Genomic DNA, 23,288 nt, shown 5'->3' with positions numbered 1-23,288 from the left:
TGAGAGGATGGACGGTGTGAGTGTCGTCGTCGTCGCGCCCGGACAGGGCTCGCAGACCCCCGGCTTCCTGGAGCCGTGGATCGCCGTGCCCGAATACGCCGAGCATCTCGCGGCGCTGAGTGCCGCGGCGGGCGTGGATCTCGTGACGCACGGCACGGTCTCGGATGCCGACACGATCCGCGACACCGCCGTGGCCCAGCCGCTCATCGTGGCGGCCTCGCTCGTCGCCCTCGGCGGCATCCTCAACGGCTCCGACGCCCGGCGCGGTGCGCTGGCCGGGATCGCGGGGCACTCGGTGGGCGAGCTCGCGGCAGCGGCGGGGGCGGGCATCGTGAGCGAGCACGACGCGATGCGCCTGGTCGCCGCGCGCGGCGCCGCCATGGCCGACGCGGCCGGCAGAGCGCGGACCGGCATGAGCGCGGTCGTCGGCGGAGACGAGGCCGACCTGCTCGCGAAGCTCGACGAACACGGCCTGCACCCCGCGAACTTCAACGGCGGCGGCCAGATCGTGGTCGCCGGGGAGCTGACCGGCCTCGCGGCGCTGGCGGCGGATCCGCCCGCGGGCGCCCGGGTGATCCCGCTGCAGGTGGCGGGCGCGTTCCACACCCGGTGGATGGGCTCCGCCGTCGACGAGCTGCGCGCCGTCGCGGCGGGAGTCGAGATCCACGACCCGACGCTCACCATCTGGACCAACAGGACCGGCCGGCCGGTGACATCCGGCGCCGAGTACGTCGACCTCCTCGTCGGGCAGGTCGCGTCGCCGGTGCGCTGGGACCTCACCATGGAGTCGTTCGCCGCGCTCGGGGTCACCGGCCTCGTCGAGCTCGCCCCGGCGGGGGCGCTCGTCGGCCTCGCCAAGCGCGGGCTCAAGGGCGTGCCGACCGTCGCCGTGAAGACCCCCGACGACCTCGTCGCCGCGCGCGACCTCATCGACCAGGACGGTGCCGCATGACCCCCGCTTGACCCAGGCCGTCGGCCCGCAGTACACCCGGATCCTGTCGCTCGGCGCGGCGCGCGGCGACCTCGACGTGCCCAACGACGACATCATCGGGCCGATCGACTCGAGCGACGAGTGGATCCGCCAGCGGACCGGGATCATCTCGCGCAAGCGCGCGTCGAAGAACGTCACGGCCGCCGATCTCGCGGTCGCCGCGGGCTCGGAGGCGATCGAGAAGGCCGGCATCGACCCGAGCCGGGTCGGGGCTGTGCTGGTCTCGACGATCAGCGGCACCATGGCGACGCCGTCCGTGTCGACCCTCGTCGCGGAGCGGCTGGGCGTGGGCACGGTGCCCGCCTACGACGTCAACGCCGCCTGCGCCGGCTACACCTACGGCATCGCCCAGGCCGATGCGCTGATCCGCAGCGGCCTCGCCGAGCATGTCGTCGTGATCGGCGCCGAGAAGCTCAGCGAGATGGTCGACCCGACCGACCGGTCGATCTCGTTCCTGCTCGGCGACGGGGCGGGTGCGGCGGTCGTCGGCCCGAGCGACGAGCCGGCGATCAGCCCGACCGTGTGGGGCTCCGACGGATCGCACTGGTCGAGCATCTGGATGACCGGCACCTTCCAGCAGTGGCGCGACGGCGAGCTCGAGAGCTTCCCCACGATGCGCCAGGACGGCCAGACCGTCTTCCGCTGGGCGGTGTGGGAGATGGCCAAGGTCGCCCGCCAGGCGATCGAGGTCGCCGGCATCCGGCCCGAGGACCTGACCGCGTTCGTGCCGCACCAGGCGAACATGCGCATCATCGACGAGCTCGCCAAGCAGATGAAGCTGCCCGAGAGCGTGCTGATCGGCCGCGACATCGCGACCACCGGCAACACGAGCGCCGCGTCGATCCCGCTCGCGACCCACCGCCTGCTCGAGGAGCACCCCGAGGCCAGCGGCGGCCTCTCCTCCAGATCGGCTTCGGAGCGGGCCTGGTCTACGGCGCCCAGGTGGTACGGCTCCCCTAGAATTCGGGGAGGTCATTTCGAACCCTCCCCCCGTCCATCCCAATCAAGGAGATAACCAACATGGCACTGACCAAGGACGAGGTCCTCGCCGGTCTGGCTGAGCTGATCAACGACGAGACCGGCATCGCGACCGACAGCGTCGAGCTCGACAAGTCGTTCACCGACGACCTCGACATCGACTCGATCTCGATGATGACCATCGTGGTCAACGCCGAGGAGAAGTTCGATGTGAAGATCCCCGACGAAGAGGTCAAGAACCTCACCACCGTCGGCGACGCCGTCACCTACATCGTCAACGCGCAGAGCTAGTCCCCACGGGGTGGAGGCACACGCCTCCGCCCCGTTCTCTGTCTTGTGGAGTTCGAAATGACCAAGAAGATCGTCGTCACCGGCATCGGCGCCTCGACCCCGCTCGGCGGCACCGCGCCCGACAGCTGGGACGCGCTGCTGGCCGGTGAGTCCGGGGCCCGCAGCCTCACCCACGAATGGGTCGAGGAGCTGCAGCTGCCCGTCACCTTCGCCGCGGAGGCCAAGGTGCGTCCCGACCAGGTGCTGGAGCGCGTCGAGATCAAGCGCCTCGACCCCGTCGCGCAGTTCTCGATCATCGCGGCCCGCGAGGCGTGGGCGGATGCCGGCGCGCCCGAGCCGGAGCCCGAGCGCCTCGGCGTCGACTGGGCGACCGGCATCGGCGGCCTCTGGACCCTCCTGGACGCCTGGGACACCCTCAAGGAGAAGGGCCCGCGCCGGGTCCTTCCGATGACGGTGCCGATGCTCATGCCGAACGCCGCGGGAGCCGCGGTGAGCATGACGTTGAACGCTCGTGCCTTCGCCCGCACCGACGTCGCCGCCTGTGCGTCGTCGACCGAATCGATCTCCAACGCGTACGACCACCTGCAGCAGGGTCTCGCCGACGTCGTGATCGCAGGCGGCTCGGAGTCGTGCGTGCACCCGATCACGCTGGCGTCGTTCTCCTCGATGCAGGCGCTCTCGAGGCGCAACGACGACCCGGCGACCGCCTCCCGGCCCTACGACGTGTCCCGTGACGGGTTCGTCATGGGCGAGGGCGCGGCGGCGCTCGTGCTCGAGACCGAGGAGCACGCGAAGGCGCGCGGCGCACGCATCTACGCCGAGATCGCCGGCGGCGGCGTCACGAGCGACTCGTACCACATCACGGCACCGGACCCCGAGGGCTGGGGCGCCGCGCGCGCGATGCGCGCCGCCCTCGAGCAGGCGGGCGCCTCGGCGGACGACGTCACGCACATCAACGCGCACGCGACCAGCACGCCGGTCGGCGACATCGCCGAGTACAAGGCGCTGCTGGCCGTGTTCGGGGATCGCGTGCACGGCATCCCGCTGTCGGCCACCAAGGCCTCGCACGGGCACCTGCTCGGCGGCACGGGGGCGCTGGAGGCGATCTTCGCGATCCTCAGCGTGCGCGACCGCGTCGCCCCGCCGACGATCAACATCACGGAGCTCGACCCCGAGATCCCGCTCTCGGTGGGAGCACAGACGCAGCCGCTCGGCGACGGCGACCAGCTCGTGATCTCGAACTCGTTCGGGTTCGGCGGGCACAACGCCGTGGTGGCGATCCGCTCGGTCTAGGTCGCGAGACGCCCGCTGCGCGGGCTGCTCGGTCCCCTCAGCGGCGCGCGCCCACCTCGAGGGCGCGCGCCTCGCGAGCCAGCCACCAGTCGTCCTTCTCGGGGTCGTCGCTGAGGTCGGCGGCCTCGAAGTCGAGCAGCCGCACGACCATCGACAGGCGCGCGCGCGCGAGGTGCCGGGGCCCGGGCAGGCGCGGCATCTTGTGCTTCGGCAGCTTCATGATCGTCTCCCCCGATCGTCTCTATCCCACCTTGTGCAGCCACACGACCGGGCTGTCCTGCCCGGCGTGTCGGAACACCTCGAGCTCGTCGTCCCAGGCCTGACCCAGCGCCAGCCGCAGCTCGCGGTGCAGTTCGAAGGCGTCGGAACCGGCCGACTCCATCGCGAACCGGATGCGGTCCTCCGGCACGACGAGATTGCCGGCCGTGTCGGTCTGCGCGTAGAAGACGCCGAGATCGGGGGTGTGCATCCAGCGTCCGCCGTCGGTGCCGAGGCCGGCGTCCTCGGTGACCTCGTAGCGCAGGTGCTCCCAGCCTCGCAGCGCGCTCGCGAGCGCCGCTCCGGTGCCGCGCGGGCCCTCCCAGTAGTACTCGGTGCGCTGGGCGCCGCGGAGCACCGGCTGCTCGCGCCAGTCGAAGTTCACGGCACGCCCGAGGGCGCGTCCGGCCGCCCATTCGACGTGCGGACAGAGCGCACGAGGAGCGGAGTGGATGTACACCACTCCGCGCGACAGGGCACGCGTGTTGAGACCACGTTCGACCTGCATCGTCACTTCTCTCTCCATTCGTCGGATGCGACTTCCCCATCGACCCGATGAATGCACGAGAGAGCTGTGCTTCGCTGCATTCTGTCAGAGCACCCCGAGCGTTACAAGGGTGTCATTCGGTGTTTCGCCGGGCTCATTTCGCGTCGGCGTAGCGCTCCACCGTCGCGACGGTGAGGGCGAACTCGACCGGGGCGGCACCGAAGAGCAGACGTCCGGCCTCCGCTGCCGACTCGCGCAGGGCGACCTCGACGACCGGCGCGAGCGCCGCGGGGTGTGCACGATGAGCTCGTCGTGCAGGAAGAAGACCAGATGGGGCCGTTCGGTGAGCGGCTGACCGGGCCCGCCGAGCTCCCACAGGCGGCGTCGCAGGCCGCCCATCCAGCACAGCGCCCACTCGGCGGCCGTGCCCTGCACGACGAAGTTGCGGGTGAACCGGCCCCAGCCGCGGGCGTCGTTCTGCGCGCGCCGGGTCTCGGCATCCGACAGCGTCTCGTCGGCCCCGTCGATCCGGCCCGGGCCGTGCCGCCCGGGTGGGGAGCTCCGGCCGAGCCACGTCGTCACCACCTCACCCCGCTCCCCGCCCGCGCGGCATCCTCGACGAAGGCCATCGCACGCGGGAACGCCCGCTCGATCCGCGGGCGCATCCGTCCGCTCTCGCCCGTCGTGCCTCCGTAGATCGCGCCGAGCATGCCGTACTTCGCCTGCGGGCGGGTCTCGACGGCGCCGGCGTCGACCATGCCCTGGTACATGTCCTGCGCCTGACCCGCCCGCGCCATCGCGACGTCGCGCGACATCGCGGCCAGCACTCGCGGCTCCAGCTGGGCGGCATCGCCGACGACGAGGCGCCATCCCGGGTCGGCGACCGCCGCCCCGCGCACCTGCTTCGGCAGCTGCAGCGCACCTCCGCCGTCCGCCGCCCAGCGGCCGGTCACGACGCCGCCCGGCACGTAGACCGGCCGGAACCGGCCGTCGCGCACCCACTCGGCGAGCCAGCTCCAGCCGTTCGCCGAGAGCAGGCGGGCCAGCTTCTTGTACTCGAGCAGCGGCGGGATCGCCGGATGGTCGAGGCGCTTGAGCTCCCACGAGCGGGTGCTGGTCGCACGCAGTCCCGCCCGCTGCAGACCCTTGACGAGCTCCACCGGCGAGTCCGGATTGAGCTCGGGCGCGTCGAGGGCCGCGCGGACCTCGGCCAGCAGCGCCTCCATGCGCGCTGGGCGACCCGACGGGCCGGGGTCGCCGAGCAGCTCGCGCAGGATCGCATCGTGCAGGTCGGCCCGCCACGGCAGGCCCGCGAAGCTCATCTCGGCGGCGACGAGCGAGCCGACGCTCTCGGCGGCCACCAGCAGCCCGAGACGGCCCGGCTCGCTCGACGCGGCGACGGCGGTGCGCTGGCGCCGCAGCTCGGCGACCGGGTCGTCGTCGGGGCGCGGCTCCTCGAGCGCGAACAGCGCGTCGGCCGCTGCCGCACCCGCGGGGCCATCGGCGGGGGCGTTCCAGGCATCGTCCGGCCAGGTCGACGCCGCCGTCCAGACCGCGTTGCGCAGGATCCGCCGGCACAGCCGCAGGTCGACGCAGCGCTCGATGCGCACTCCGCCGGCCAGCAGGTCCGGATACCAGCGAGCGGTGTCGCTCCACACCCAGCGGGGGCGGCCGACCTCGCGCTCGGCGACCCACGCCGCGAGCGCGGGTTCCGGCACCGTCGTCCGCGCCGTCTCGACTGCGTCGCCGTCGAGCTCGACCGCGGTGACCGTGCCGCGCCGGTCGGAGCTCAGCGCGACGAACACGCTCCAGTCTCCCGCCTGCCGCCGACGCGCGGCACCCGATGGGTGCTCCTGTCACAGAACGCGATGCTGCATTGTCGAAGCAGGAGGAGGACCCTGTGACCACGACCGACACGACACCCCACGAACAGTTCCTCGCCGTGCGACCGCGGCTGTTCGGCATCGCGTACCGCATCCTGGGCAGCGCGACGGAGGCCGAGGACGTGCTGCAGGACGTCTGGATCCGCTGGCAGGCCGTCGACGCGTCGATCGTGGAGACCCCCGCCGCCTACCTCGCGACGGCCACCACGCGCGCCGCGATCAACGCGGCGACGAGTGCGCGGGCGCGGCGCGAGACGTACATCGGTCCGTGGCTGCCCGAGCCCGTCGACACGAGCGCCGACCCCGCCCTCGGCGCCGAGCGCGCCGAGGCGATCGAGCTGGCGGTGCTGCTGCTGCTGGAGCGCCTGTCGCCGCTCGAACGCGCCGCCTACGTGCTGCGCGAGGCCTTCGACTACCCGTACCCCGTGATCGCCGAGATCCTGCAGCTGAACCAGCCGGCCGTGCGGCAGCTGGTCTCGCGCGGGCGACGGCATCTCGCGGCGGAACGGCGCGTGCCGGTGTCTCCCGAGGAGCAGCGCCGTCTGCTCGAGGCCTTCCTGCGCGCCGCCCAGGGCGGCGACCTCGAGGCGCTCGAGCAGCTGTTCACCGAGGATGTCGTGAGCACCTCCGACGGCGGCGGCCGGAACCGGCTGGCCGCCCGCATCCTCGTCGTCGGCCGCACCCGGGTCGCGAAGTTCGTCGGCGCGTTCTCCTCGCACTTCTGGAACGGCGTCAGCCTGCGCTGGACCCGCGCCAACGGCCGACCCGCGGTCGTGCTCGCCTGGAACGGCGTCGAATCCACCGTGCTCACCGTCGAGGCGACCGAGGACGGCATCACGCACCTCATGTGGCTGATGAACCCCGAGAAGCTCGGAGCGGTCGTCACGCGATGACCGTGGCCTCCCATGAGGCCGTCATCCGCCGCGTCGGGGCGGCCGTCGCGCAGGACGACCCGGCGGCTCTCGGAGCCGCCCTCACCGCGGACGTCGTCGCCCTCGTGGACAGCGGCGGCGACGTCCTCGCGCCGATCCTCCCCGTCGAGGGGCGGGATGCCGTGGCCCGCGAGCTGCTGGCGGCCCTCTCGCCCCGCACCGGTGCGACGCTCACCGAGCAGCGCGTGAACGGCGCACTGGCGCTCATCGCGCGCCGCGGCGGCCGGGTCGAGGCGATCGTGAGCTTCGGCCTGCGCCGACGCCGGATCGACCGGGTCTGGATCGTCCGCAGCCCGCAGAAGCTCCGGCGGTGGAACGCGATTCCCTGATCTCGTCACAAAACACCTCGCTGCGGCGTCCAAGCAGGTGAGGGCGCGAGAGGCGCGCCGCTCGTCACGAAGGGCAGGATCATGAAGATCGTCGTCATCGGCGGAACAGGGCTCGTGGGAGCGCAGGTCGTCGACCTGTTGCGAGGGCGCGGGCACGAGGCGGTCGCGGCATCCCCGCGCTCCGGCGTGAACGCCTACACGGGTGAGGGGCTGCGGCGGGCCCTCGCTGGCGCCGACGTCGTGGTCGACGTGACGAACTCGCCCTCGTTCGCCGACGACGACGTGCTGGACTTCTTCACCACGTCGACGGGGCACCTCCTCTCCGCCGAGAAGCAGAGCGGCGTGGGTCATCACGTGGCGCTGTCGATCGTCGGCGCGCAGCGCCTTCCGGACAGCGGGTACCTGCGTGCCAAGGTCGCCCAGGAGGACCTCATCAGCGGCTCGGGAGTACCGTTCTCGATCGTCAAGGCGACGCAGTTCTTCGAGTTCGTGGCGGCCATCGCCGACTCCGCGACGGTGGATGGCGTGGTGCGGCTCCCGCGTCAGCTGATCCAGCCAATGGCCTCCCGAGATGTGGCAGCCGTGGTCGCCCGCGCCGCCGCCGGTGCGCCGCTCGACGGCGTCATCGAGATCGGCGGTCCGGAGGCGCTGCCGATGGACGAGTTCATCCGCACGGGCCTCGCGGCCCTCGGTGACCCTCGAGAGGTCGTCGGCGACCCGGACGCCACGTATTTCGGCACGCGGCTCGCGCAGCGCTCCTCGTTCCCGACGACGGCGCCGAGCTGGCGACCGACACCTACGCGGCGTGGACGGCATCCCGATGAGGATCGCGGTCATGGGCGGGACGGGCCTCATCGGCACGCGGACCGTCGCCCGCCTTCGAGCCGACGGGCACGACGTCATCGACGCGTCCCGCGCGACCGGTGTCAACACGTACACCGCCGAGGGGCTGCCCGAGGCGGTCGACGGAGCCGACGTGCTCGTCGACGTCACGAATCCGGGCTACTTCGACGAGAAGGGGGCGACCGAGTTCTTCGAGGTCTCGACCCTGAACCTGCTGACCCACGGCCGTGCCGCGGGCGTCGGCCACCACATCGCCCTGTCGGTGGTCGGCACCGACCGCCTGGCCCGCTCGGAGGGCGGCTACTTCGCGGCCAAGGTGGTGCAGGAGCAGCTGATCCGCGAATCCGGGCGGCCCTACTCGATCGTGCACTCCACCCAGTTCTTCGAGTTCCTGAAGAGCATCGCGGATGCCGCGGCGGTCGGTGGCCGCGTGCGCCTCGCGCGGGCGCGCATCCAGCCGATCGCGGCGGACGACGTGGCGCAGGCGCTGGCGGTGGTCGTGGCTGGGGCCCCGAGTCAGGGCGTGCTCGAGATCGCCGGGCCCGAGCGGTTCCGGCTCGACGAGGTGATCCGCGAGCGGCTGCGGTACGCGGCCGACCCGCGCGAGGTGCTCGCGGACCCTCTGGCGCGCTACTTCGGAGCGCGGCTCGACGAGGATGAGCTGCTGCCCTCCAACGGGGCCCGGATCGCCGCAACCCGTTTGCGCGACTGGCTCGACGCGGGCGATCTCACCGGGATGCCGGCATGAGCGCCGCGGTTCACTCGTGCAGGAGCGCGCCGTCCTTGGTCAGCACCTGCTTCTCGCCCGCCTCGATCGGCACCGAGAAGCGGTTCTGCTTGGGCGGCATGGGGCAGTTGAAGGCGTAGCTGAAGGCGCACGGCGGCAGCACGGCGCGGTTGAAGTCGAGCGTGATCGTTCCGTCGGCGTTCGGGGCGACGAACAGGAAGCGGCCGACGCTGTAGGTCTCCGCGCCGCTGGTCGCATCGGCGAAGACGAGTTGCAGTGCCCGGCCGGCCTTGAACGCCGCGAGGTCGTAATCGACCCCGTCGCGGGTGAAACGGATCGAGCCGGGCACGACCTCCTCGCGGGTCTTGCCGTCGCTCGTGTGCTCGAAGCCCACCGTGGTGCCGTCGGGGTTCTCGCTCCAGGCGGCGGTGACCACCCACTCCGGGTTGTAGGGGTACGCGTCGATGGAGCCGAACTCCCGGATCCCGTCGGAGGCCGCGTCCCACACGCGCAGCGCGTACTGGCCGCCCTCGATCCGGATCACGAACCCGCGGAGCGTGTCGCTGAAGACGACCTCCGACGGGTTCGGGTCGTCCTTGCCGCGCACGACGGCCTCGCCCTCGACGAGCTCGCCGTCGACCCGGATGCCGTCGCCGGCCGCCGCGATCACCTTGAGGCCCGACTGCCCCTCCGGCAGCGGCGCCCAGCGCCCCGGCACCCCCAGATCGGCTGCTCGGAGTCGATGACCTGGGTGTTGACGAGCGCGAGGCTGCCGAGCGGCTGCACGACCGCCTGCTCCCGGCGGGAGTGGAAGTACGCGAACGCGTCCTCGGGGGACTGCGGGTCGGTGTGCGCGGCGGCGTCGGTCATGTGATCCATCCTGTCGGCTCGAGGGTGTCAACCCCGGCCGACACGAACGGATTCCCGCGCTACGCCTTCGACCGGCCGCCGCGCCGGATCAGGCCGATGATCCCGGTGATCACGAACAGCACGATGCCGAGGATCGCCAGCCAGATGATGCCCTTGATGACGAACCCGAGCACGGCCAGGACCGCCCAGATGACCAGCAGGATCAGGATGAGTGCGAGCATGCTGCGACGCTAGGGCGCGCCCCGTCACCCGGGGCCGACGCTCAGTCGTCGTCCAGGCGCGCCGGTGCGACCCGCGGCGCCGTTCACGAGAGGATGAACGCGATGCGCATCGCGGTCCTCGGCACCTCACTGCTGGCCGCGGGCGCGGCGCTCGTCGCGACGGGCGTGCTGCCGCTGGCCGCCGCGGCCGATGTGGGCGACCGGGTCTGGCCGATCCTGCTGTTCGTCGTCGCCATCACCGTGGTGGCCGAGCTCGCCGCCGAGGCGGGCCTCTTCGCCTCCCTCGCCGCCCGCCTCGCGCTGGCCTCCGGCGGCCGCACCGTCGTGCTCTGGCTGCTCGTGGTGGTCATGGCCGTCGTGAGCACCGCGTTCCTCTCGCTCGACACGACGGCGGTGCTGCTGACCCCGGTGGTCGTGCTGCTGGCCCGGCACGCCGGCCTGTCTCCCCTGCCGTTCGCCCTCACCACCGTCTGGCTGGCCAACACCGGATCGCTCGTGCTGCCCGTCTCCAACCTCACCAACCTGCTCGCACGGCGCGTTCTCGGACCGGACCCGCTGCGGTTCGTCACCCTGCTCGCGCCGGCCGCCGTCGTGGCCGTCCTCGTGCCGTGCGTCATCATCGCGATCGTCTTCCGGGCCCCCTGCGGGGCAGGTTCGCACCGTCCCAGCCGGCGGATCCGCGCGACCGCGTGCTATTCCTCGTGAGCGGCGTGGTCGTCATCGTCCTGCTTCCGCTTCTCGTCAGCGGCATCCCGCCGTGGATGCCGGCGTGCGGCGCCGCGGTCGTCCTGGTCGCCGTGACCGCTCTCCGGAATCGCCGCGCGCTGCGTCTCGCGCTCGTGCCGTGGCAGCTCGTCCTGTTCGCGAGCGGGCTGTTCCTCGTCGTCGAGGCGGTTCACGCGCTGGGCTCGGGGCCGGTGCTCGCCGCCATCGCCGGAACGGGCGACGGCCCGCTCGACCTGCTGCGCGTCGCGGGCACCGGGCTCGTCGGCGCGAACGCCGTCGACAACCTCCCCGCGTACCTCGCCCTCGAACCCGCCGCCGGCTCGCCCGCCCGGATCGCCGCCCTGCTGGTCGGCGTCAACGCCGGCCCGCTCATCACACCGTGGGCGTCGCTCGCGACGCTGCTGTGGCACGGGCGGCTGCGGGCGCTCGACGTCGACCTGCCATGGGGTCGCTACCTGCTGCTCGGGCTCGTCGCGGCCCCGGTCACGGTCGCGCTCGCGACGCTCGCCCTCGCCCTCACCGCCGGCTGAGCGCCGCTATGGCGCGACGCGCCCATTCGCCTCGAACGCCGCGTGCGTGAGCGGCATGAGCCGCGCCCAGTGCTCCTCCATCGCCTCGGCGACCATCTCGATCTCGCGCTGCGGGAAGGAGGGGAAGTGCGAGTCGGGCCGCTTCGTGCGCAGCGAGAGGAAGTTCATGAGCGAGCGGGCGTTCATGGTCACGTACATCGACGAGTACAGCGACAGCGGGAGGACGATCCGGGCGACCTCGCGCGCGATGCCGGCTTCGAGCATCCGCTGATACGCGGCGTAGGCCTCGGTCGCGAGCACGGTCGCCTCGCGCACCGCGAGGTCGGTCTGCTCCGCCGTGCCGGGGACGAACTCGTATGCGCCCGGCTTGCCCTGCTGCACGAGGTTGCGCTGCGGGCCGGGCACGTAGAACACCGGCCGCAGCTCGCGGTAGCGGCCGGATTCCTCGTTGTACGACGCGACCCGGTGCCGCATGAACTCCCGGAACACGAAGATGGGCGCCTGCACGTAGAACGTCATCGAGTTGTGCTCGAACGGCGACCCGTGCCGGTCGCGCATGAGGTAGTTGATGAGCCCCTTGTCGCGATCTGTCGCGCCCGTTCCCGCGGCCGCGGCATCCAGGGTCTTCTCGCCCTGGGTCGAGACGCGGGCGGCGAACAGCACGTCGGAGTCGTCGGCGCTTGCGCGCACGAGCTCCACGGTCATGTCGGAGCGGAACTGCGGATCGGGAGCGGTCTCAGGCACGACCTTCACGCTACTGCGGGCCTGCCGCGCCGCCGGGCAGCGACATAGGCTGAGCGCATGGCCCTCACGAGCGAAGCGACCACCCTCTGGTTCGGCGACCTGATGTCCGGCAGCGGCACGACCTCCCTCGACTCGAGCGACGCTGCCGAGTTCGCCGTGGACTGGAAGGCGCGCTCGGAGGGCGAGGTCGGGCACACCAATCCCGAGGAGCTGCTCGGCGCGGCGCATTCGGCGTGCTACTCGATGGCGCTCGCCAACGCGCTCGGACAGGCGGGCCACGCACCCGAGAGCCTGCAGGTCACCGCCGCGGTGACGTTCCAGCTGCCCGACGGGATCACGGGCAGCCACCTGCTCGTGAGCGCGAAGGTGCCGGGGCTGTCGGCCGAGGAGTTCCAGAAGTTCGCGGAGGACGCGAAGGAGAACTGCCCGGTGTCGAAGGCGCTGACCGGCATCCCGATCACCCTCGAAGCGAGCCTGGCCTAGCCCGTGCGCGTGCTCGTCGCCGGCGCCTCCGGGCTGATCGGCACGGAGCTCGTGCGCACGCTGCGCGCGGAGGGCCACGAGGTCCGGCGGCTGGTGCGCCGTCGGCCGTCCGCGCCCGATGAGGTGAACTGGGCTCCTCGGCGCGCACGATCGACGTGCAGGCTCTCGGCGACGTCGACGCCGTCGTGAACCTCTCCGGCGCGTCGATCGCCCGGATGCCGTGGACCCGCGGCTATCGCCGACAGCTGCTCGACTCGCGCGTCGCCGCGACCCGCACCCTCGCCGACGCCATGAACCAGGTGCGCCGGCCGCCGGCGGTGTTCGTGAGCGGGTCGGCCGTGGGGATCTACGGCGACCGGCCGGGCGAGCGGCTCACCGAGGAGTCGGCGCGCGGCCGCGGCTTCTTCCCCGACCTCGTCGAGGAGTGGGAGAAGACCTCGCACCTCGCGCCGGCCGCGACCCGGGTCGTGCAGATCCGCTCGGGCGTCGTGATCGCACGCGGCGGCGGGATGGCACCCGTGCGCACCCTCACCGGTGTCGGTCTCGGTGCCCGATTCGGCACCGGGGGTCAGCACTGGCCGTGGATCAGCCTGCACGACGAGGTCGCGGCGATCCGGCACCTGCTCACCCGCTCCGCGCTCGCGGGGCCGGTGGCCCTGGTCGGCCCGACACCGGCGACGAGCGACCGGGTCACCCACGGATTCGCACGCCGGATGCGCCGGCCGTACGCCCTGCGCGCCCCCGAGGGCGTCATCCGGCGCGTGCTCGGCGAGGCCGGTCAGCGTCTGCTGCTGGACAGCATGAAGGTCGTGCCGGTGCGGCTGCAGGCCGACGGATTCACGTGGACGCACCCTCGCGTCGAGGATGCGATCGACGCGGTCTTCGCGGCCTGAGCCGCCCCGCGCCGGCTACTCGACCCGCTCCCGCGACAGTCGGATGGCGGTGCGCGTCGCCCAGCGCGCCCGGCGGCGGTCGCCCGCGGCGTCGTAGGCCAGCGCCAGTCGGTACCACGGGCGCCAGTTCTCGGGATCGGCATCCACCGCCGCCTTGTAGACGGGGAACAGCGCGTCCGCGGCCGAGCGCTCGACGCGCCCGCTCGCCGTGAGCGGCAGCTGCTCGGTGGGCAGGCCACCCTCGGCCTCGAGCCGCTTCGCGAGCCCCTCGGCGCGCACGGCGAACACGATCTCCGCCGCCACGAGGCCGAGGGCGAGCAGCGGCAGCACGATCATGCCGATGCCGAGCCCGATCGCGACCGGCTGCCCGACCCGGATGAGCACGATCCCGTAGCGCAGTGCGAACAGCAGGTACAGCAGCAGCAGCGCCGCCATGACGACGACCGCGATCCGGGTGCGCACGGGCCTCAGGCGCCCAGCTCGAGCAGGTTCTCGAGGCCCACGACCACCCCGCGCACGGCGGGTGTCGCACGGATCCCGAGCACGATCCCCGCCTCGTACGAGGAGTCGCCGAGGGTCTCGTGCGTGATCCGCAGCACCTCGCCCGTGCCGCCCATGACGACCGTCTGCTCGGCCAGGATGCCGTTCATCCGCAGCGAGTGGATCGGCACGCTCGCCACCTGCTGCCCGCGCGCGCGCTGATCGGCGTGCGGTGCGGCGACCGGCCCCGCCTCGGCACGCGCCTGACCGATGAGCTCGGCGGTGCGCACCGAGGTGCCCGACGGCGAGTCGATCTTGCCGGTATGGTGCGCCTCGATGATCTCGATCGAGTCGAAGTAGGGAGCCGCGAGCGCCGCGAAACGCGTCGCGAGCACGGAACCCAGGGCGAAGTTCGGCACGATGACCACGCCGAGCTCCGGCATCCTGTCGACGCGCGTGCGCACGGTCTGGATGCGATCCGCGCTCCAGCCCGAGGTGCCGACCAGCGCCGGGATGCCGTGATCGAGGGCCGCGCTCACCACGTCGGGCGAGACGGCGGGCACCGTGAAGTCGAGCACCAGGTCGGCACCGGCGATGCCGTCGAGCGGGTCGGCCGAGCCGAGAGCGGTGTGCAGCTCGAGGTCCGGGGTCGCCTCGATCAGGCGCACGGCGAGCGAACCCATCCTGCCGGTCGCACCGACCACCGCGACCGAGACAGCCATGCGTCCAGCGTACCGGGGGCGCGCCGCTGGGTAGCCTGGGCCGGTGCCCGTCTTCCGCCCCGCCGCCGTCGACGATCCCGAGGTCGTGGAGCTCCTCGACGAGTACTTCGCCCTGCGCGCGGACACGTTCGAGGGCGGCGAGTACCGGGTCGCCCGGCCCGATCCGGCGCGGTTCCGGCCGCCCGCCGGCGTCTTCCTGCTCGTCGAGGACGACCTCGGTCCGGTGGGCTGCGGCGGCATCCGGATGCTCGAACCCGACCGCGCGGAGGTCAAGCACCTCTACCTGCGCGACCGGGCGCGCGGCCGGGGCTGGGGCCGCGAGCTCCTCGCCGAGCTCGAGGCGCGTGCGGTCGGACTCGGCGCCCGCGTCGTCGTGCTCGACACGAACGCGACCCTCGAGGCGGCGCAGGGGCTCTATCGCTCGAGCGAGTACCTCGAGGTGCCGGCCTACAACGCGAACCCGAACGCGACGCACTGGTTCTCGAAGGACCTCGACGTCACCGTCTGACCCCGGTGACGGGCGTCCGCGACGCCGGCGGCGTCAGTACGGCTGGTCGGCGGGGAGGCCGGTGCGCAGTTCCGGCGGCAGGTGGCCCAGGTCGTTGTGGGTCACCAGCGCGGGCGACTTCAGGGTGCGCACGCGGATGATCGTGAGCCCGCAGTTGGCCTGATTCACCCCGAGCCAGCGCCACGGATCGGCGCCGAAGGCCTCGCGCACGAACGCCCCGATGACGAAGTTGTGGGTGATGAGCAGGTCGTGCCGGTCCTCGCGGGAGGGCGTCATCCACTCGGAGAACGCGTCGGCCATCTGGGCCTCGCCGGCCTCGATCTCCTCCTCGGTGACGCCGCCGAAGAACGACGCGAACGCGTGCGGCATCCCGTCCCCCGGGCCGCTCGGGATGCAGTCCATCAGCAGCGCCGAGGGCTCCGGCTCGATGGCGGGCATCCGCTCCGTCATGATGCGTGCCGTCTCCTGCGCGCGCTGCAGCGGCGAGGTCCACGCACCCGAGAACGGCACTCCCCGAGCCGCTCCGCGATGGCGCGCGCCTGGCGCACGCCGCGCGGGCTCAGCGGGCCGTCGGGCAGACCGTGCTCGGCATCCTGCTGCTCGCCGTGGCGCACGAGGTAGAGGTAACGCGACATGAGGGGTGTTCCGGCTTCCGGGTCAGGCGGCCGCGGGCTCTCCGTCGAGCCCGCGGAAGGTGTCGTCGTCGACGTCTCCGACCGCGGCGATCGAGAGCGGGCCCGCGGCGAGGCCGGCCGCGAGCTCCCGCACGTCGGCGGGGGTGACGAGCGCGAGCCGGCGCAGGCTCTCGTCGAGGTCGATGTACTCGCCGAGCGTGAGCTCGCTGCGCCCGAGCCGGCTCATGCGGGTGTCGGAGTCCTCGAGCGCGAGCGCGGACGCGCCGCCCAGCTGCCCGCGCGCGCGATCCAGCTCCTGATCGGTGATGCCGTCGGTGCCGACCCGACGCAGCTCGGCGAGCATGAGGTCGGCGACCTCCCCGCCCGGCGGGGCGAGCATCCGGCGTAGAGCCCGACGAGGCCGGCGTCGCTGTAGCTGGAGGCGAACGAGTACACGGAGTAGGCCAGCCCGCGCTTCTCGCGGATCTCCTGGAACAGCCGCGACGACATCCCGCCGCCCAGCACCGAGTTGAGCGCGACGAGCGTCGAGCGGCGGTCGTCATGCGCATCCAGCCCGGGGACCCCCAGCATGAGGTTGGTCTGCTCGATCGGCCGCGGCACGAGCGCGCGTGCTCCGGTGTAGCCGACGACGGGGGTGCGGGATGCCGGCGCGACACCGGCGCCGCTTCCGCCGTGAGATCCCACCCGGCCGCCGTGAGCGCCGCCTCGACCCCGGAGACGAGCTCGTCGTGGTCGACGGATCCGGCGACGGTGACCACGAGGTCCTGCGGTCGGTAGTTGGCCCGGTAGTGCGCCCAGACGGCCTCGCGCCCGACGGCCTTGATCGAGGCGGCGCTGCCCCCGATGGGCCGCCCGAGCGGGTGGTCGCCGAAGACGGCCTCGAACAGCCGCTCCCCCACGACATCCGACGGATCGTCGTCGGCCGCCGCGAGCTCCTCGAGGATGACCCCGCGTTCGCTCTCGAACTCCTCGGGGTCGAGAACCGACGAGGTGACCATGTCGGCCAGCACGGTCACGGCCATCGGCAGGTCGACGTCGCGCACCTTGGCGTAGTAACAGGTGTGCTCCTTCGCGGTCAGGGCGTTGTGCTCTCCGCCCACCTCGTCGAAGCTCACGGCGATGTCGAGGGCCGTGCGGGTCGGGGTGCCCTTGAACAGCAGATGCTCGAGGAAGTGGGTGGAGCCGTAGGTCGCCGGCTGCTCGTCGCGCGAGCCGACCGCGACCCAGAAGCCGACCGTCGCGCTCTGCGCGCCCGGCACGCTCTCGCTGAGGATCCGCACGCCGCTCGGGAGGATGGTGCGCCGCACCAGCGCCCCGCCGGATGACGTGATGGTGAGGTCCGCGACATCGAGAGGGAGCTGCACCGCGCCGTTCATCGCCCCGAGCCTACGTCACCCGCCCGAACGGCGACGCCGGGGTCCCCCGATTCGGGGTGGGGACAAACAGACAAGTCTGTCTGTCCCCATGCTATATTCTCCGCAGCGGGCACAACGAGCGGTTCCCCAAACCGCACGGCTCACTCGGTGGACCCCCTGAACCACCTGAGCCCACGTGGTGAGATCTTCTCGTCCCCCGTCATACCGTGGCCGTCGTCCCCCGCGGCGGCCACGGCCGACACTGCCGCCCGCACCCCCATCACACGAGGAGAGAACCGGATGACCATCGCGACGATCGAGATCCCGGTCCCGGCCGCCCTGCCTCCGCTCGCTCCCGCCAAGCAGCGCATCCTCGACACCGCCGATCGCCTGTTCTACGACGAGGGGATCCGGACGGTCGGGGTGGATCGGCTCATCGCCGACGCCCACGTCACGAAGGCGACCTTCTACAAGCACTTCGGCTCCAAGGAGCGCCTCGTCGTCGCCTACATCGAGCATCGCCACCGGGACATCGCCGAGCGCATCGCCGACTTCGCGCGCGACGCGGGTCCCACCGAGACGCTGCGCGCCCTCCGCGACGCGATCGTCGCGACCATTCATGAGCCGGGGTTCCGGGGCGACCCGTTCGCCAACGCCGCGGCGGAGTTCTCGGATCACCTGCATCCCGTGCGGCGCGCCATCGAGGAGCACCGCGACTGGTACCTCCAGGTGCTCGAGGACCTGCTGCGCCGCATGGGCGTCCCGCTCGCCGGCGACGTCGCCGACGACCTCATGCTCGCCCGCGACGGCGCGATGAGCGGCAGCTACGTCGGCGACCCGGTCGCCGTGACCGCGTCGCTGCGGCGCCAGTTCGCGCGCGTGCTGCCGGACGATCACTGATAGCACGCTGGGCGCCTTCCGTGCGGAGCCGCTCCCCCGCTACGGTGAGGTCGCCGCGGCGACGGGTCGCGGACTCCAGGAAGGACGCGTCTTGACCATCACGATTCCGGCCATCAACCTGCTGTTCCTCATCGCCCTCATCGGGGGTGTCGTCGCCATCATCGACGCCATCGTCCGCATCCGGGCCCGCTCCGCCGTGCTCGGCATCATCCAGCTCGTCGCGGCCGCCCTGTTCACGCTCTCGCTGTTCGTGGCGGGCGTGCCGTTCGGCCAGCCGATCCTCGCGGTCGTCACCATCGTGCTGCTGGTGCTGGGTCTCGCCTTCCGCGGATCGGCTCGCCGCGGCGGCGTCGCGCTCACGGTGATCGCGATCATCCTACTGCTCGCCTACCTGCTGCTGAGCGGCGGGATCCACATCGCCGGCATCAACTAGGCGAACGGCTCCGACGCCCGATCCAGCTCGGTGAGCTGGCGTCGACTCAACCGGACGGAGGCCGCCGCCGTGAGATCGATGACCTGATCCACGGCGGTGGCCGACACCACCGGGGCCACGACATCCGGCTTGCTGAGCAACCACGCGAGCGCGACGGTGGCGGGAGCGGCGTCGATCTCGGCGGCGACCTGGTCGACCGCGGCCAGCACCTGCATGCCCGTCCTGCCGAGCAGCCGCCCCAGGGCTCCGCGACGATCGCCCGGGGTCAGGTCGGCGCGGCTGCGGTACCGACCGGTGAGGAACTTGCCCGCGAGAGGGAGCCGCGGCACGAACCCGAGGCCCTGGGCCCGCACGATGCGCGCGAGGTCCTGCTCGTACTCCCGGCGCGACACGAGGCTGTAGGGCGCCTGGACGGCCGCCATCGGGGTGAAGCCGAGCTGGGCGCTGGCGATCCGGGCCTCGATCAGGCGCGTGCCCGGATGCTGCGCCGCCGCGAACTCCCGCACCGCCCCGCCGAGGATCAGCTCGTCGACCGCCAGCAGCGTCTCCTCGAACTCCACGTCCGGGTCGTCGACGTGCAGATAGAGCAGGTCGATGCGATCGGTGCGCAGCCGTCGCAGCGAGTCGTGCACGGCGGCGGTGATCGCACGTGCGCCGACCCCGGGATGCTCCGAGCTGCGCCCCACCTTCGTGGCGACCACGAGGCTGTCGCGATTGCGGCGCGCGTGCATCCAGTCGCCGAGGATCGACTCGCTGCGCCCGTCGGCGTAGGAGTCGGCGGTGTCGAGGAAGTCGCCGCCGGTGGCGCGGAAGGCGTCGAGCATGCGCCCGGCCTCGGCGGCATCCACGGTCCACCCGAATGCGTTCGTGCCCAGGGCGACGGGGAAGACCCGCAGGGCGCTGAGACCGACCGGTCGGGGCGGCACCGGCGTCGGATCGACGACCGTGGCGGTCTGCGCCGTGGTCGGAGCCGGCAGCGGCCCGGCGACGGTGGCGCGGTGCGCACTGTCGCTCATGATGCCTCCTGGATCGGAGGCTACGCGGAGCCCGGTCCGGTCACCGGCCGGCACGGGCAATAGTTATCGGGCTGATATCCGGCGCCGTCGACCTCGGCAATCCGAGAAGATGCCCAGAAGGCGCCGGGACCGTTCCGCGGGGTCTGGCGGCGGCGCGATCCATCGGCGTAGGTTCGCCCTAGCGACGCCGTCCACAGCGCACGGCGGAGCGACACCCGCCGTCCCTTCCGCAGAACCCGGACGGCCCGAGAAGGGGAACGGCCCCGCGAACGTGTCGCGGGGCCGCCCCTTCGTCCACCTCCCCGAGCTGCCGGGGGATGGATCCCCTAGCTCTCGGCCGGCTCGAGCGATCCCTCGCTCGGCGCCGCGGAACCCTCGGCGGCAGCCGCCTCGGACTCCTCGGTCACGGGCGAGAGGGAGAGCTTGCCGCGGTCGTCGATCTTGGTGATCTCCACCTGGATCTTCTGGCCGACGCTCAGCACGTCCTCGACGTTCTCGACCCGCTTGCCGCCGGCCAGCTTGCGCACCTCGGAGATGTGCAGCAGGCCGTCCTTGCCCGGGGTCAGCGAGACGAACGCGCCGAACGTCGCGATCTTGACGACCGTGCCGAGGTAGCGCTCGCCCACCTCGGGCTGCAGCGGGTTGCCGATTGCGAGCACCTGGGCGCGCGCGGCCTCGGCTGAGGGGCCGTCGACGGCACCGATGTAGACGGTGCCGTCCTCCTCGATCGAGATGTCGGCTCCGGTCTCGTCCTGGATCGCGTTGATCGTCTTGCCCTTGGGGCCGATCAGCTCGCCGATCTTGTCGACCGGGATGTTGACGCTGATGACGCGCGGTGCTGTCGGGGCCATCTCGTCCGGTCCGTCGATCGCCTGGTTGATGACCGCGAGGATCGCGGTGCGCGCCTCCTTGGCCTGCTTCAGCGCGCTCGCCAGGACCGAGGCGGGGATGCCGTCGAGCTTGGTGTCGAGCTGGAGCGCGGTGACGAACTCCGACGTGCCGGCGACCTTGAAGTCCATGTCGCCCAGCGCGTCCTCGGCGCCCAGGATGTCGGTCAGCGCCGCGTACTGCGTCTGGCCGTCGACCTCGTCGGAGACGAGGCCCATCGCGATGCCCGCGACCGGGGCGCGCAGCGGCACGCCCGCGTTGAGCAGCGAGAGCGTCGAGGCGCACACCGAGCCCATCGAGGTGGAGCCGTTGGAGCTGAGCGCCTCGGACACCTGCCGGATGGCGTAGGGGAACTCCTCGCGGCTCGGCAGCACCGGCACGAGGGCGCGCTCGGCGAGGAAGCCGTGCCCGATCTCGCGACGCTTCGGCGAACCGACCCGGCCGGTCTCACCGGTCGAATACGGCGGGAAGTTGTAGTGGTGCAGGTAGCGCTTCTTGGTGATCGGGCTCAGCGAGTCGATCTGCTGCTCCAGCTTGAGCATGTTGAGCGTGGTGACACCCAGGATCTGGGTCTCGCCGCGCTGGAAGATCGCCGAGCCGTGGACGCGCGGGATGACCTGCACCTCGGCGTCGAGCGCCCGGATGTCGGTCAGACCGCGGCCGTCGATGCGCACGCCGTCCTTCAGGATGCGGCCCCGCACGATCTTCTTGGTCACGCCCTTGTAGGCGGCGCTCACCATGCCGAGGGTCTCCTCGCCGAGGCGGCCCTTGGCGATGAGGTCGGCGACGTGCTCCTTGACCTGCCCCTTGAGGACGTCGTCCTGGTGCTGGCGGTCGACCTTGTCGGCGATCTGGTAGATCTCCGCGAGCTGGTCGTGGGCGTAGGCGTTCACGGCCTCGAAGAGCGCCGGGGTGTAGTCGACGAAGAGCGGGTACTCCGCGATCTCCTTGGCCGACTGCGATGCGAGCAGCTCCTGCGCCTCCACCAGCTGGCGGATGAACGGCTTGGCCGCCTCGAGCCCTTCGGCCACGCGCTCCTCGTCGGGCTTGATCGCGCCGCCCTGGATGAGGTTCCAGCTGTGCTCGGTCGCCTCGGCCTCGACCATCATGATCGCGACGTCGGACGAGCCGTCGTCGTTGCGAACGACGCGGCCGGCCACCGTGAGGTCGAACACGGCCTCCTGCAACTGGCTGAACTTCGGGAAGACGACCCACTGGCCCCCGTCCTGAGTGGGGATGAGCGCCAGGCGTACGCCCGCGATCGGGCCGCTGAACGGCAGGCCCGAGATCTGGGTGGACGCGGACGCCGCATTGATCGCGAGCGCGTCGTAGAACTCGTCGGGCGCGACGCTCAGGACGGTGATGACGACCTGGACCTCGTTGCGGATGCCGTCGGCGAACGACGGGCGCAGCGGCCGGTCGATGAGGCGGCAGACGAGGATCGCCTCCGTCGAGGGGCGGCCCTCGCGACGGAAGAACGAGCCGGGGATCTTGCCGGCCGCGTACGACCGCTCCTCGACATCCACGGTCAGCGGGAAGAAGTCGAAACCCTCCCGCGCGTTCTTGCTGACGCTCGTGGCGCTGAGGAGCATCGTCTCCTCGTCGAGGTACGCGGCGACCGCGCCCTGCGCCTGCTGCGCGAGCCGTCCGGTCTCGAACCGGACGGTGCGCTTGCCGAACCTGCCGTTGTCCAGCACGGTTTCGGCGAACTTGATCTCGGGACCCTCCATGAAGGGAACACTCCAATTGCTCGGTGGAGCAGGAGCGGGCAGGAAGGGCCGTCCCCGCGCTCGTGCGCGGAGCACCGGGCTGTTCTGGCCAACAGTAGAAATGATCCGGGTCTTCAGACGATCCGGCGCATCACCACCGGTGACCAGCTTCATGCCGGCCTGCTCCGGGTGTGCGACCGTCGAGCGACGGTCGATTCATGGTATCCGATGAACGGCGCCGACATCGAGCCGGCACGGCCGGCATCCGGCACCTAGCCTGGATGGCATGGCTACTGTGGAGCTGACCGAGGACACCTTCGAGACGACCGTGCTGGGCGACGGCATCGTGCTCGTCGACTTCTGGGCGGACTGGTGCGGCCCGTGCAAGGCGTTCGCGCCGATCTACGACGGCGCCTCCGAGGACAACGCGGACATCGTGTTCGGCAAGGTCGACACCGAGGCGCAGCAGGGCCTCGCCGGCGCGATGGGCATCCAGGCGATCCCGACGCTCATGGTGTTCCGCGACGGCATCGGCGTGTTCGCGCAGGCCGGCGCTCTGCCGGGGCCCGCGCTCGACGAGGTCATCAAGCAGACCCGTGCGCTGGACATGGACGACATCCGCGCCCAGGTCGCCGCGCAGCAGGCGTCGCCGCAGCAGCCCGCCGACCCCGCGTAGCCCGTCCGGACGTCTATCGCGCGGATCGGCCGCGTCGCTACAGTGCACGCATGACCGAGCCCGCCGCCACGGCCCCCGCCGTCCCGCCGACGCCGGCGTACGCCCCTCCCCTCCGGCGCCGCGACGCGCGCTGGGCGTCACCGGGTTCGTGCTGTCGCTGCTCGCGTTCCTGGGCGACTTCGTCGTCGCCATCGTGCTGCTGGCCACGTTCATCTCGGCGATCGGCAGCCTCGCCGGATTCGTGGAGGGCAAGGACACGGGCGGGTTCGGCGCCGCAGCCGCCGTGTTCGTCGCGGCGGTGCTCGCCGGCATCGCCGGAACGCTCCTCGCCGTCGTCGGGATCATCCTGGGGTGCATCGCCGCGGCGCGGAACCGCGGGCGGGTGCTCGGCGTCTTCGCTATCGTCCTGGGCGGCCTGGTCATCGTGACCCGGATCCTGCTCCTGGTCGGATCCGCGACGAGCGGCAGCGGCGGTTCGTGAGGCGCG

At 72.0% G+C, this 23,288-nt stretch carries 24 protein-coding genes and 5 pseudogenes; 16 read left to right on the top strand and 13 right to left on the bottom strand.

The features are described from left to right. Nucleotides 1-16: 16 nt before the first annotated feature. From QQK35_RS17460 to QQK35_RS17445, 4 genes and pseudogenes are all read left to right on the top strand, one after another. The gene (locus tag QQK35_RS17460) at nucleotides 17-952 is read left to right on the top strand and encodes an ACP S-malonyltransferase (RefSeq protein WP_284255285.1); all 936 of its coding nucleotides are present in this window, start codon (nucleotides 17-19) and stop codon (nucleotides 950-952) included. Then, nucleotides 942-1,951 (top strand): annotated as a pseudogene (locus QQK35_RS17455) (beta-ketoacyl-ACP synthase III). Before QQK35_RS17460 ends, QQK35_RS17455 begins: the two are co-directional and overlap by 11 nt. Before the next feature lie 60 nt (nucleotides 1,952-2,011). Next, nucleotides 2,012-2,260 (top strand): acyl carrier protein, encoded by a 249-nt coding sequence (locus QQK35_RS17450; protein WP_284255284.1) that lies wholly within the window; start codon nucleotides 2,012-2,014, stop codon nucleotides 2,258-2,260. Between the two features lie 57 nt (nucleotides 2,261-2,317). After that, the gene (locus tag QQK35_RS17445) at nucleotides 2,318-3,553 is read left to right on the top strand and encodes a beta-ketoacyl-[acyl-carrier-protein] synthase family protein (protein ID WP_284255283.1); all 1,236 of its coding nucleotides are present in this window, start codon (nucleotides 2,318-2,320) and stop codon (nucleotides 3,551-3,553) included. A 37-nt stretch (nucleotides 3,554-3,590) separates the two neighbouring features. Here the strand turns inward: QQK35_RS17445 and QQK35_RS17440 are convergent, their stop codons facing one another. The 3 genes and pseudogenes from QQK35_RS17440 to QQK35_RS17430 all read right to left on the bottom strand — a co-directional run bounded on the left by QQK35_RS17440 (nucleotide 3,591) and on the right by QQK35_RS17430 (nucleotide 6,103). Beyond that, nucleotides 3,591-3,773 carry a hypothetical protein gene (locus QQK35_RS17440; protein WP_284255282.1) on the bottom strand — a complete coding sequence of 61 codons (183 nt, stop codon included), beginning with the start codon at nucleotides 3,771-3,773 and terminating at the stop codon, nucleotides 3,591-3,593. Between the two features lie 21 nt (nucleotides 3,774-3,794). Beyond that, a complete protein-coding gene (locus QQK35_RS17435) occupies nucleotides 3,795-4,319 on the bottom strand; it encodes a DUF3145 domain-containing protein (protein WP_284255281.1) in 525 nt (174 codons plus the stop codon). A 133-nt stretch (nucleotides 4,320-4,452) separates the two neighbouring features. Then, nucleotides 4,453-6,103: pseudogene (locus tag QQK35_RS17430) on the bottom strand (bifunctional 3'-5' exonuclease/DNA polymerase). A gap of 95 nt (nucleotides 6,104-6,198) precedes the next feature. Between QQK35_RS17430 and QQK35_RS17425 the strand changes: the two are divergent. The 3 genes from QQK35_RS17425 (at nucleotide 6,199) to QQK35_RS17415 (ending at nucleotide 9,033) form a co-directional block, all read left to right on the top strand. Next, nucleotides 6,199-7,074, top strand: a complete 876-nt coding sequence (locus QQK35_RS17425; protein WP_284255280.1) for an RNA polymerase sigma-70 factor — start codon at nucleotides 6,199-6,201, stop codon at nucleotides 7,072-7,074. Next, on the top strand, nucleotides 7,071-7,442 hold the full coding sequence (locus QQK35_RS17420) for a sigma-70 family RNA polymerase sigma factor family protein (protein WP_284255279.1): 372 nt from the start codon (nucleotides 7,071-7,073) through the stop codon (nucleotides 7,440-7,442). The genes QQK35_RS17425 and QQK35_RS17420 overlap by 4 nt, the downstream gene beginning before the upstream one ends. 835 nt (nucleotides 7,443-8,277) lie before the next feature. Further along, entirely contained in the window at nucleotides 8,278-9,033 is a 756-nt protein-coding gene (locus QQK35_RS17415; protein ID WP_284255278.1) for an SDR family oxidoreductase, read from the top strand. 10 nt (nucleotides 9,034-9,043) lie between these two features. On the opposite strand, the gene QQK35_RS17410 is transcribed toward QQK35_RS17415, so the two are convergent. From QQK35_RS17410 to QQK35_RS17400, 3 genes are read right to left on the bottom strand one after another with little or no spacing between them, the layout of a single operon-like run. Further along, nucleotides 9,044-9,730, bottom strand: a complete 687-nt coding sequence (locus QQK35_RS17410) for a DUF1684 domain-containing protein (protein WP_284255277.1) — start codon at nucleotides 9,728-9,730, stop codon at nucleotides 9,044-9,046. Further along, a complete protein-coding gene (locus tag QQK35_RS17405) occupies nucleotides 9,679-9,882 on the bottom strand; it encodes a hypothetical protein (RefSeq protein ID WP_284255276.1) in 204 nt (67 codons plus the stop codon). The genes QQK35_RS17410 and QQK35_RS17405 overlap by 52 nt, the downstream gene beginning before the upstream one ends. A 59-nt stretch (nucleotides 9,883-9,941) precedes the next feature. Next, the gene (locus tag QQK35_RS17400; RefSeq protein WP_284255275.1) at nucleotides 9,942-10,103 is read right to left on the bottom strand and encodes a hypothetical protein; all 162 of its coding nucleotides are present in this window, start codon (nucleotides 10,101-10,103) and stop codon (nucleotides 9,942-9,944) included. 102 nt (nucleotides 10,104-10,205) lie between these two features. Here QQK35_RS17400 and QQK35_RS17395 point away from each other — a divergent pair. Beyond that, nucleotides 10,206-11,359: pseudogene (locus tag QQK35_RS17395) on the top strand (SLC13 family permease). Between the two features lie 6 nt (nucleotides 11,360-11,365). On the opposite strand, the gene thyX reads toward QQK35_RS17395, so the two are convergent. Next, complete coding sequence (thyX, locus tag QQK35_RS17390) at nucleotides 11,366-12,112, bottom strand: FAD-dependent thymidylate synthase (RefSeq protein ID WP_425565031.1); 747 nt, start codon at nucleotides 12,110-12,112, stop codon at nucleotides 11,366-11,368. Between the two features lie 48 nt (nucleotides 12,113-12,160). Between thyX and QQK35_RS17385 the strand changes: the two genes are divergently transcribed. From QQK35_RS17385 to QQK35_RS17375, 3 genes are read left to right on the top strand one after another with little or no spacing between them, the layout of a single operon-like run. After that, nucleotides 12,161-12,586 (top strand): OsmC family peroxiredoxin, encoded by a 426-nt coding sequence (locus QQK35_RS17385; protein ID WP_284255274.1) that lies wholly within the window; start codon nucleotides 12,161-12,163, stop codon nucleotides 12,584-12,586. A 3-nt stretch (nucleotides 12,587-12,589) separates the two neighbouring features. After that, complete coding sequence (locus QQK35_RS17380; protein WP_284255273.1) at nucleotides 12,590-12,775, top strand: NAD-dependent epimerase/dehydratase family protein; 186 nt, start codon at nucleotides 12,590-12,592, stop codon at nucleotides 12,773-12,775. Further along, the gene (locus QQK35_RS17375; protein ID WP_284255272.1) at nucleotides 12,742-13,479 is read left to right on the top strand and encodes a TIGR01777 family oxidoreductase; all 738 of its coding nucleotides are present in this window, start codon (nucleotides 12,742-12,744) and stop codon (nucleotides 13,477-13,479) included. The genes QQK35_RS17380 and QQK35_RS17375 overlap by 34 nt, the downstream gene beginning before the upstream one ends. Before the next feature lie 15 nt (nucleotides 13,480-13,494). Here the strand turns inward: QQK35_RS17375 and QQK35_RS17370 are convergent, their stop codons facing one another. Next, nucleotides 13,495-13,941 (bottom strand): tetratricopeptide repeat protein, encoded by a 447-nt coding sequence (locus tag QQK35_RS17370; protein WP_284255271.1) that lies wholly within the window; start codon nucleotides 13,939-13,941, stop codon nucleotides 13,495-13,497. Nucleotides 13,942-13,946: 5 nt separating this feature from the next. Further along, nucleotides 13,947-14,681 carry a 4-hydroxy-tetrahydrodipicolinate reductase gene (dapB, locus tag QQK35_RS17365; RefSeq protein WP_284255270.1) on the bottom strand — a complete coding sequence of 245 codons (735 nt, stop codon included), beginning with the start codon at nucleotides 14,679-14,681 and terminating at the stop codon, nucleotides 13,947-13,949. Nucleotides 14,682-14,724: 43 nt separating this feature from the next. Here dapB and QQK35_RS17360 point away from each other — a divergent pair, with 43 nt between their 5' ends. Continuing rightward, nucleotides 14,725-15,189 carry a GNAT family N-acetyltransferase gene (locus QQK35_RS17360; RefSeq protein WP_284255269.1) on the top strand — a complete coding sequence of 155 codons (465 nt, stop codon included), beginning with the start codon at nucleotides 14,725-14,727 and terminating at the stop codon, nucleotides 15,187-15,189. A 33-nt stretch (nucleotides 15,190-15,222) separates the two neighbouring features. Here the strand turns inward: QQK35_RS17360 and QQK35_RS17355 are convergent. Further along, nucleotides 15,223-15,824: pseudogene (locus tag QQK35_RS17355) on the bottom strand (histidine phosphatase family protein). A 22-nt stretch (nucleotides 15,825-15,846) separates the two neighbouring features. After that, a pseudogene (locus QQK35_RS17350) lies at nucleotides 15,847-17,200 on the bottom strand (M16 family metallopeptidase). Between the two features lie 279 nt (nucleotides 17,201-17,479). Between QQK35_RS17350 and QQK35_RS17345 the strand changes: the two are divergent. Together QQK35_RS17345 and QQK35_RS17340 are read left to right on the top strand one after the other, a co-directional pair. Continuing rightward, complete coding sequence (locus QQK35_RS17345; RefSeq protein WP_284255268.1) at nucleotides 17,480-18,079, top strand: TetR/AcrR family transcriptional regulator; 600 nt, start codon at nucleotides 17,480-17,482, stop codon at nucleotides 18,077-18,079. A gap of 91 nt (nucleotides 18,080-18,170) precedes the next feature. Then, the gene (locus tag QQK35_RS17340) at nucleotides 18,171-18,512 is read left to right on the top strand and encodes a hypothetical protein (protein WP_284255266.1); all 342 of its coding nucleotides are present in this window, start codon (nucleotides 18,171-18,173) and stop codon (nucleotides 18,510-18,512) included. Here QQK35_RS17340 and QQK35_RS17335 read toward each other — a convergent pair. Together QQK35_RS17335 and QQK35_RS17330 are read right to left on the bottom strand one after the other, a co-directional pair. Next, entirely contained in the window at nucleotides 18,509-19,528 is a 1,020-nt protein-coding gene (locus tag QQK35_RS17335) for an aldo/keto reductase (protein WP_284255265.1), read from the bottom strand. The genes QQK35_RS17340 and QQK35_RS17335 overlap by 4 nt on opposite strands. 326 nt (nucleotides 19,529-19,854) lie before the next feature. After that, a complete protein-coding gene (locus tag QQK35_RS17330; RefSeq protein WP_284255751.1) occupies nucleotides 19,855-22,146 on the bottom strand; it encodes a polyribonucleotide nucleotidyltransferase in 2,292 nt (763 codons plus the stop codon). Nucleotides 22,147-22,411: 265 nt separating this feature from the next. Between QQK35_RS17330 and QQK35_RS17325 the strand changes: the two genes are divergently transcribed. Together QQK35_RS17325 and QQK35_RS17320 are read left to right on the top strand one after the other, a co-directional pair. After that, complete coding sequence (locus QQK35_RS17325) at nucleotides 22,412-22,801, top strand: thioredoxin family protein (RefSeq protein ID WP_284255264.1); 390 nt, start codon at nucleotides 22,412-22,414, stop codon at nucleotides 22,799-22,801. A gap of 148 nt (nucleotides 22,802-22,949) precedes the next feature. Next, on the top strand, nucleotides 22,950-23,282 hold the full coding sequence (locus tag QQK35_RS17320; RefSeq protein ID WP_284255263.1) for a hypothetical protein: 333 nt from the start codon (nucleotides 22,950-22,952) through the stop codon (nucleotides 23,280-23,282). Nucleotides 23,283-23,288: the final 6 nt, after the last annotated feature.

This window comes from Pseudolysinimonas kribbensis, from assembly GCF_030161895.1.
Classification (GTDB): domain Bacteria; phylum Actinomycetota; class Actinomycetes; order Actinomycetales; family Microbacteriaceae; genus Pseudolysinimonas; species Pseudolysinimonas kribbensis.
The sequence above is the reverse complement of the archived record's forward strand: the minus strand, read 5'-3'. Positions and strand labels throughout refer to the sequence as shown.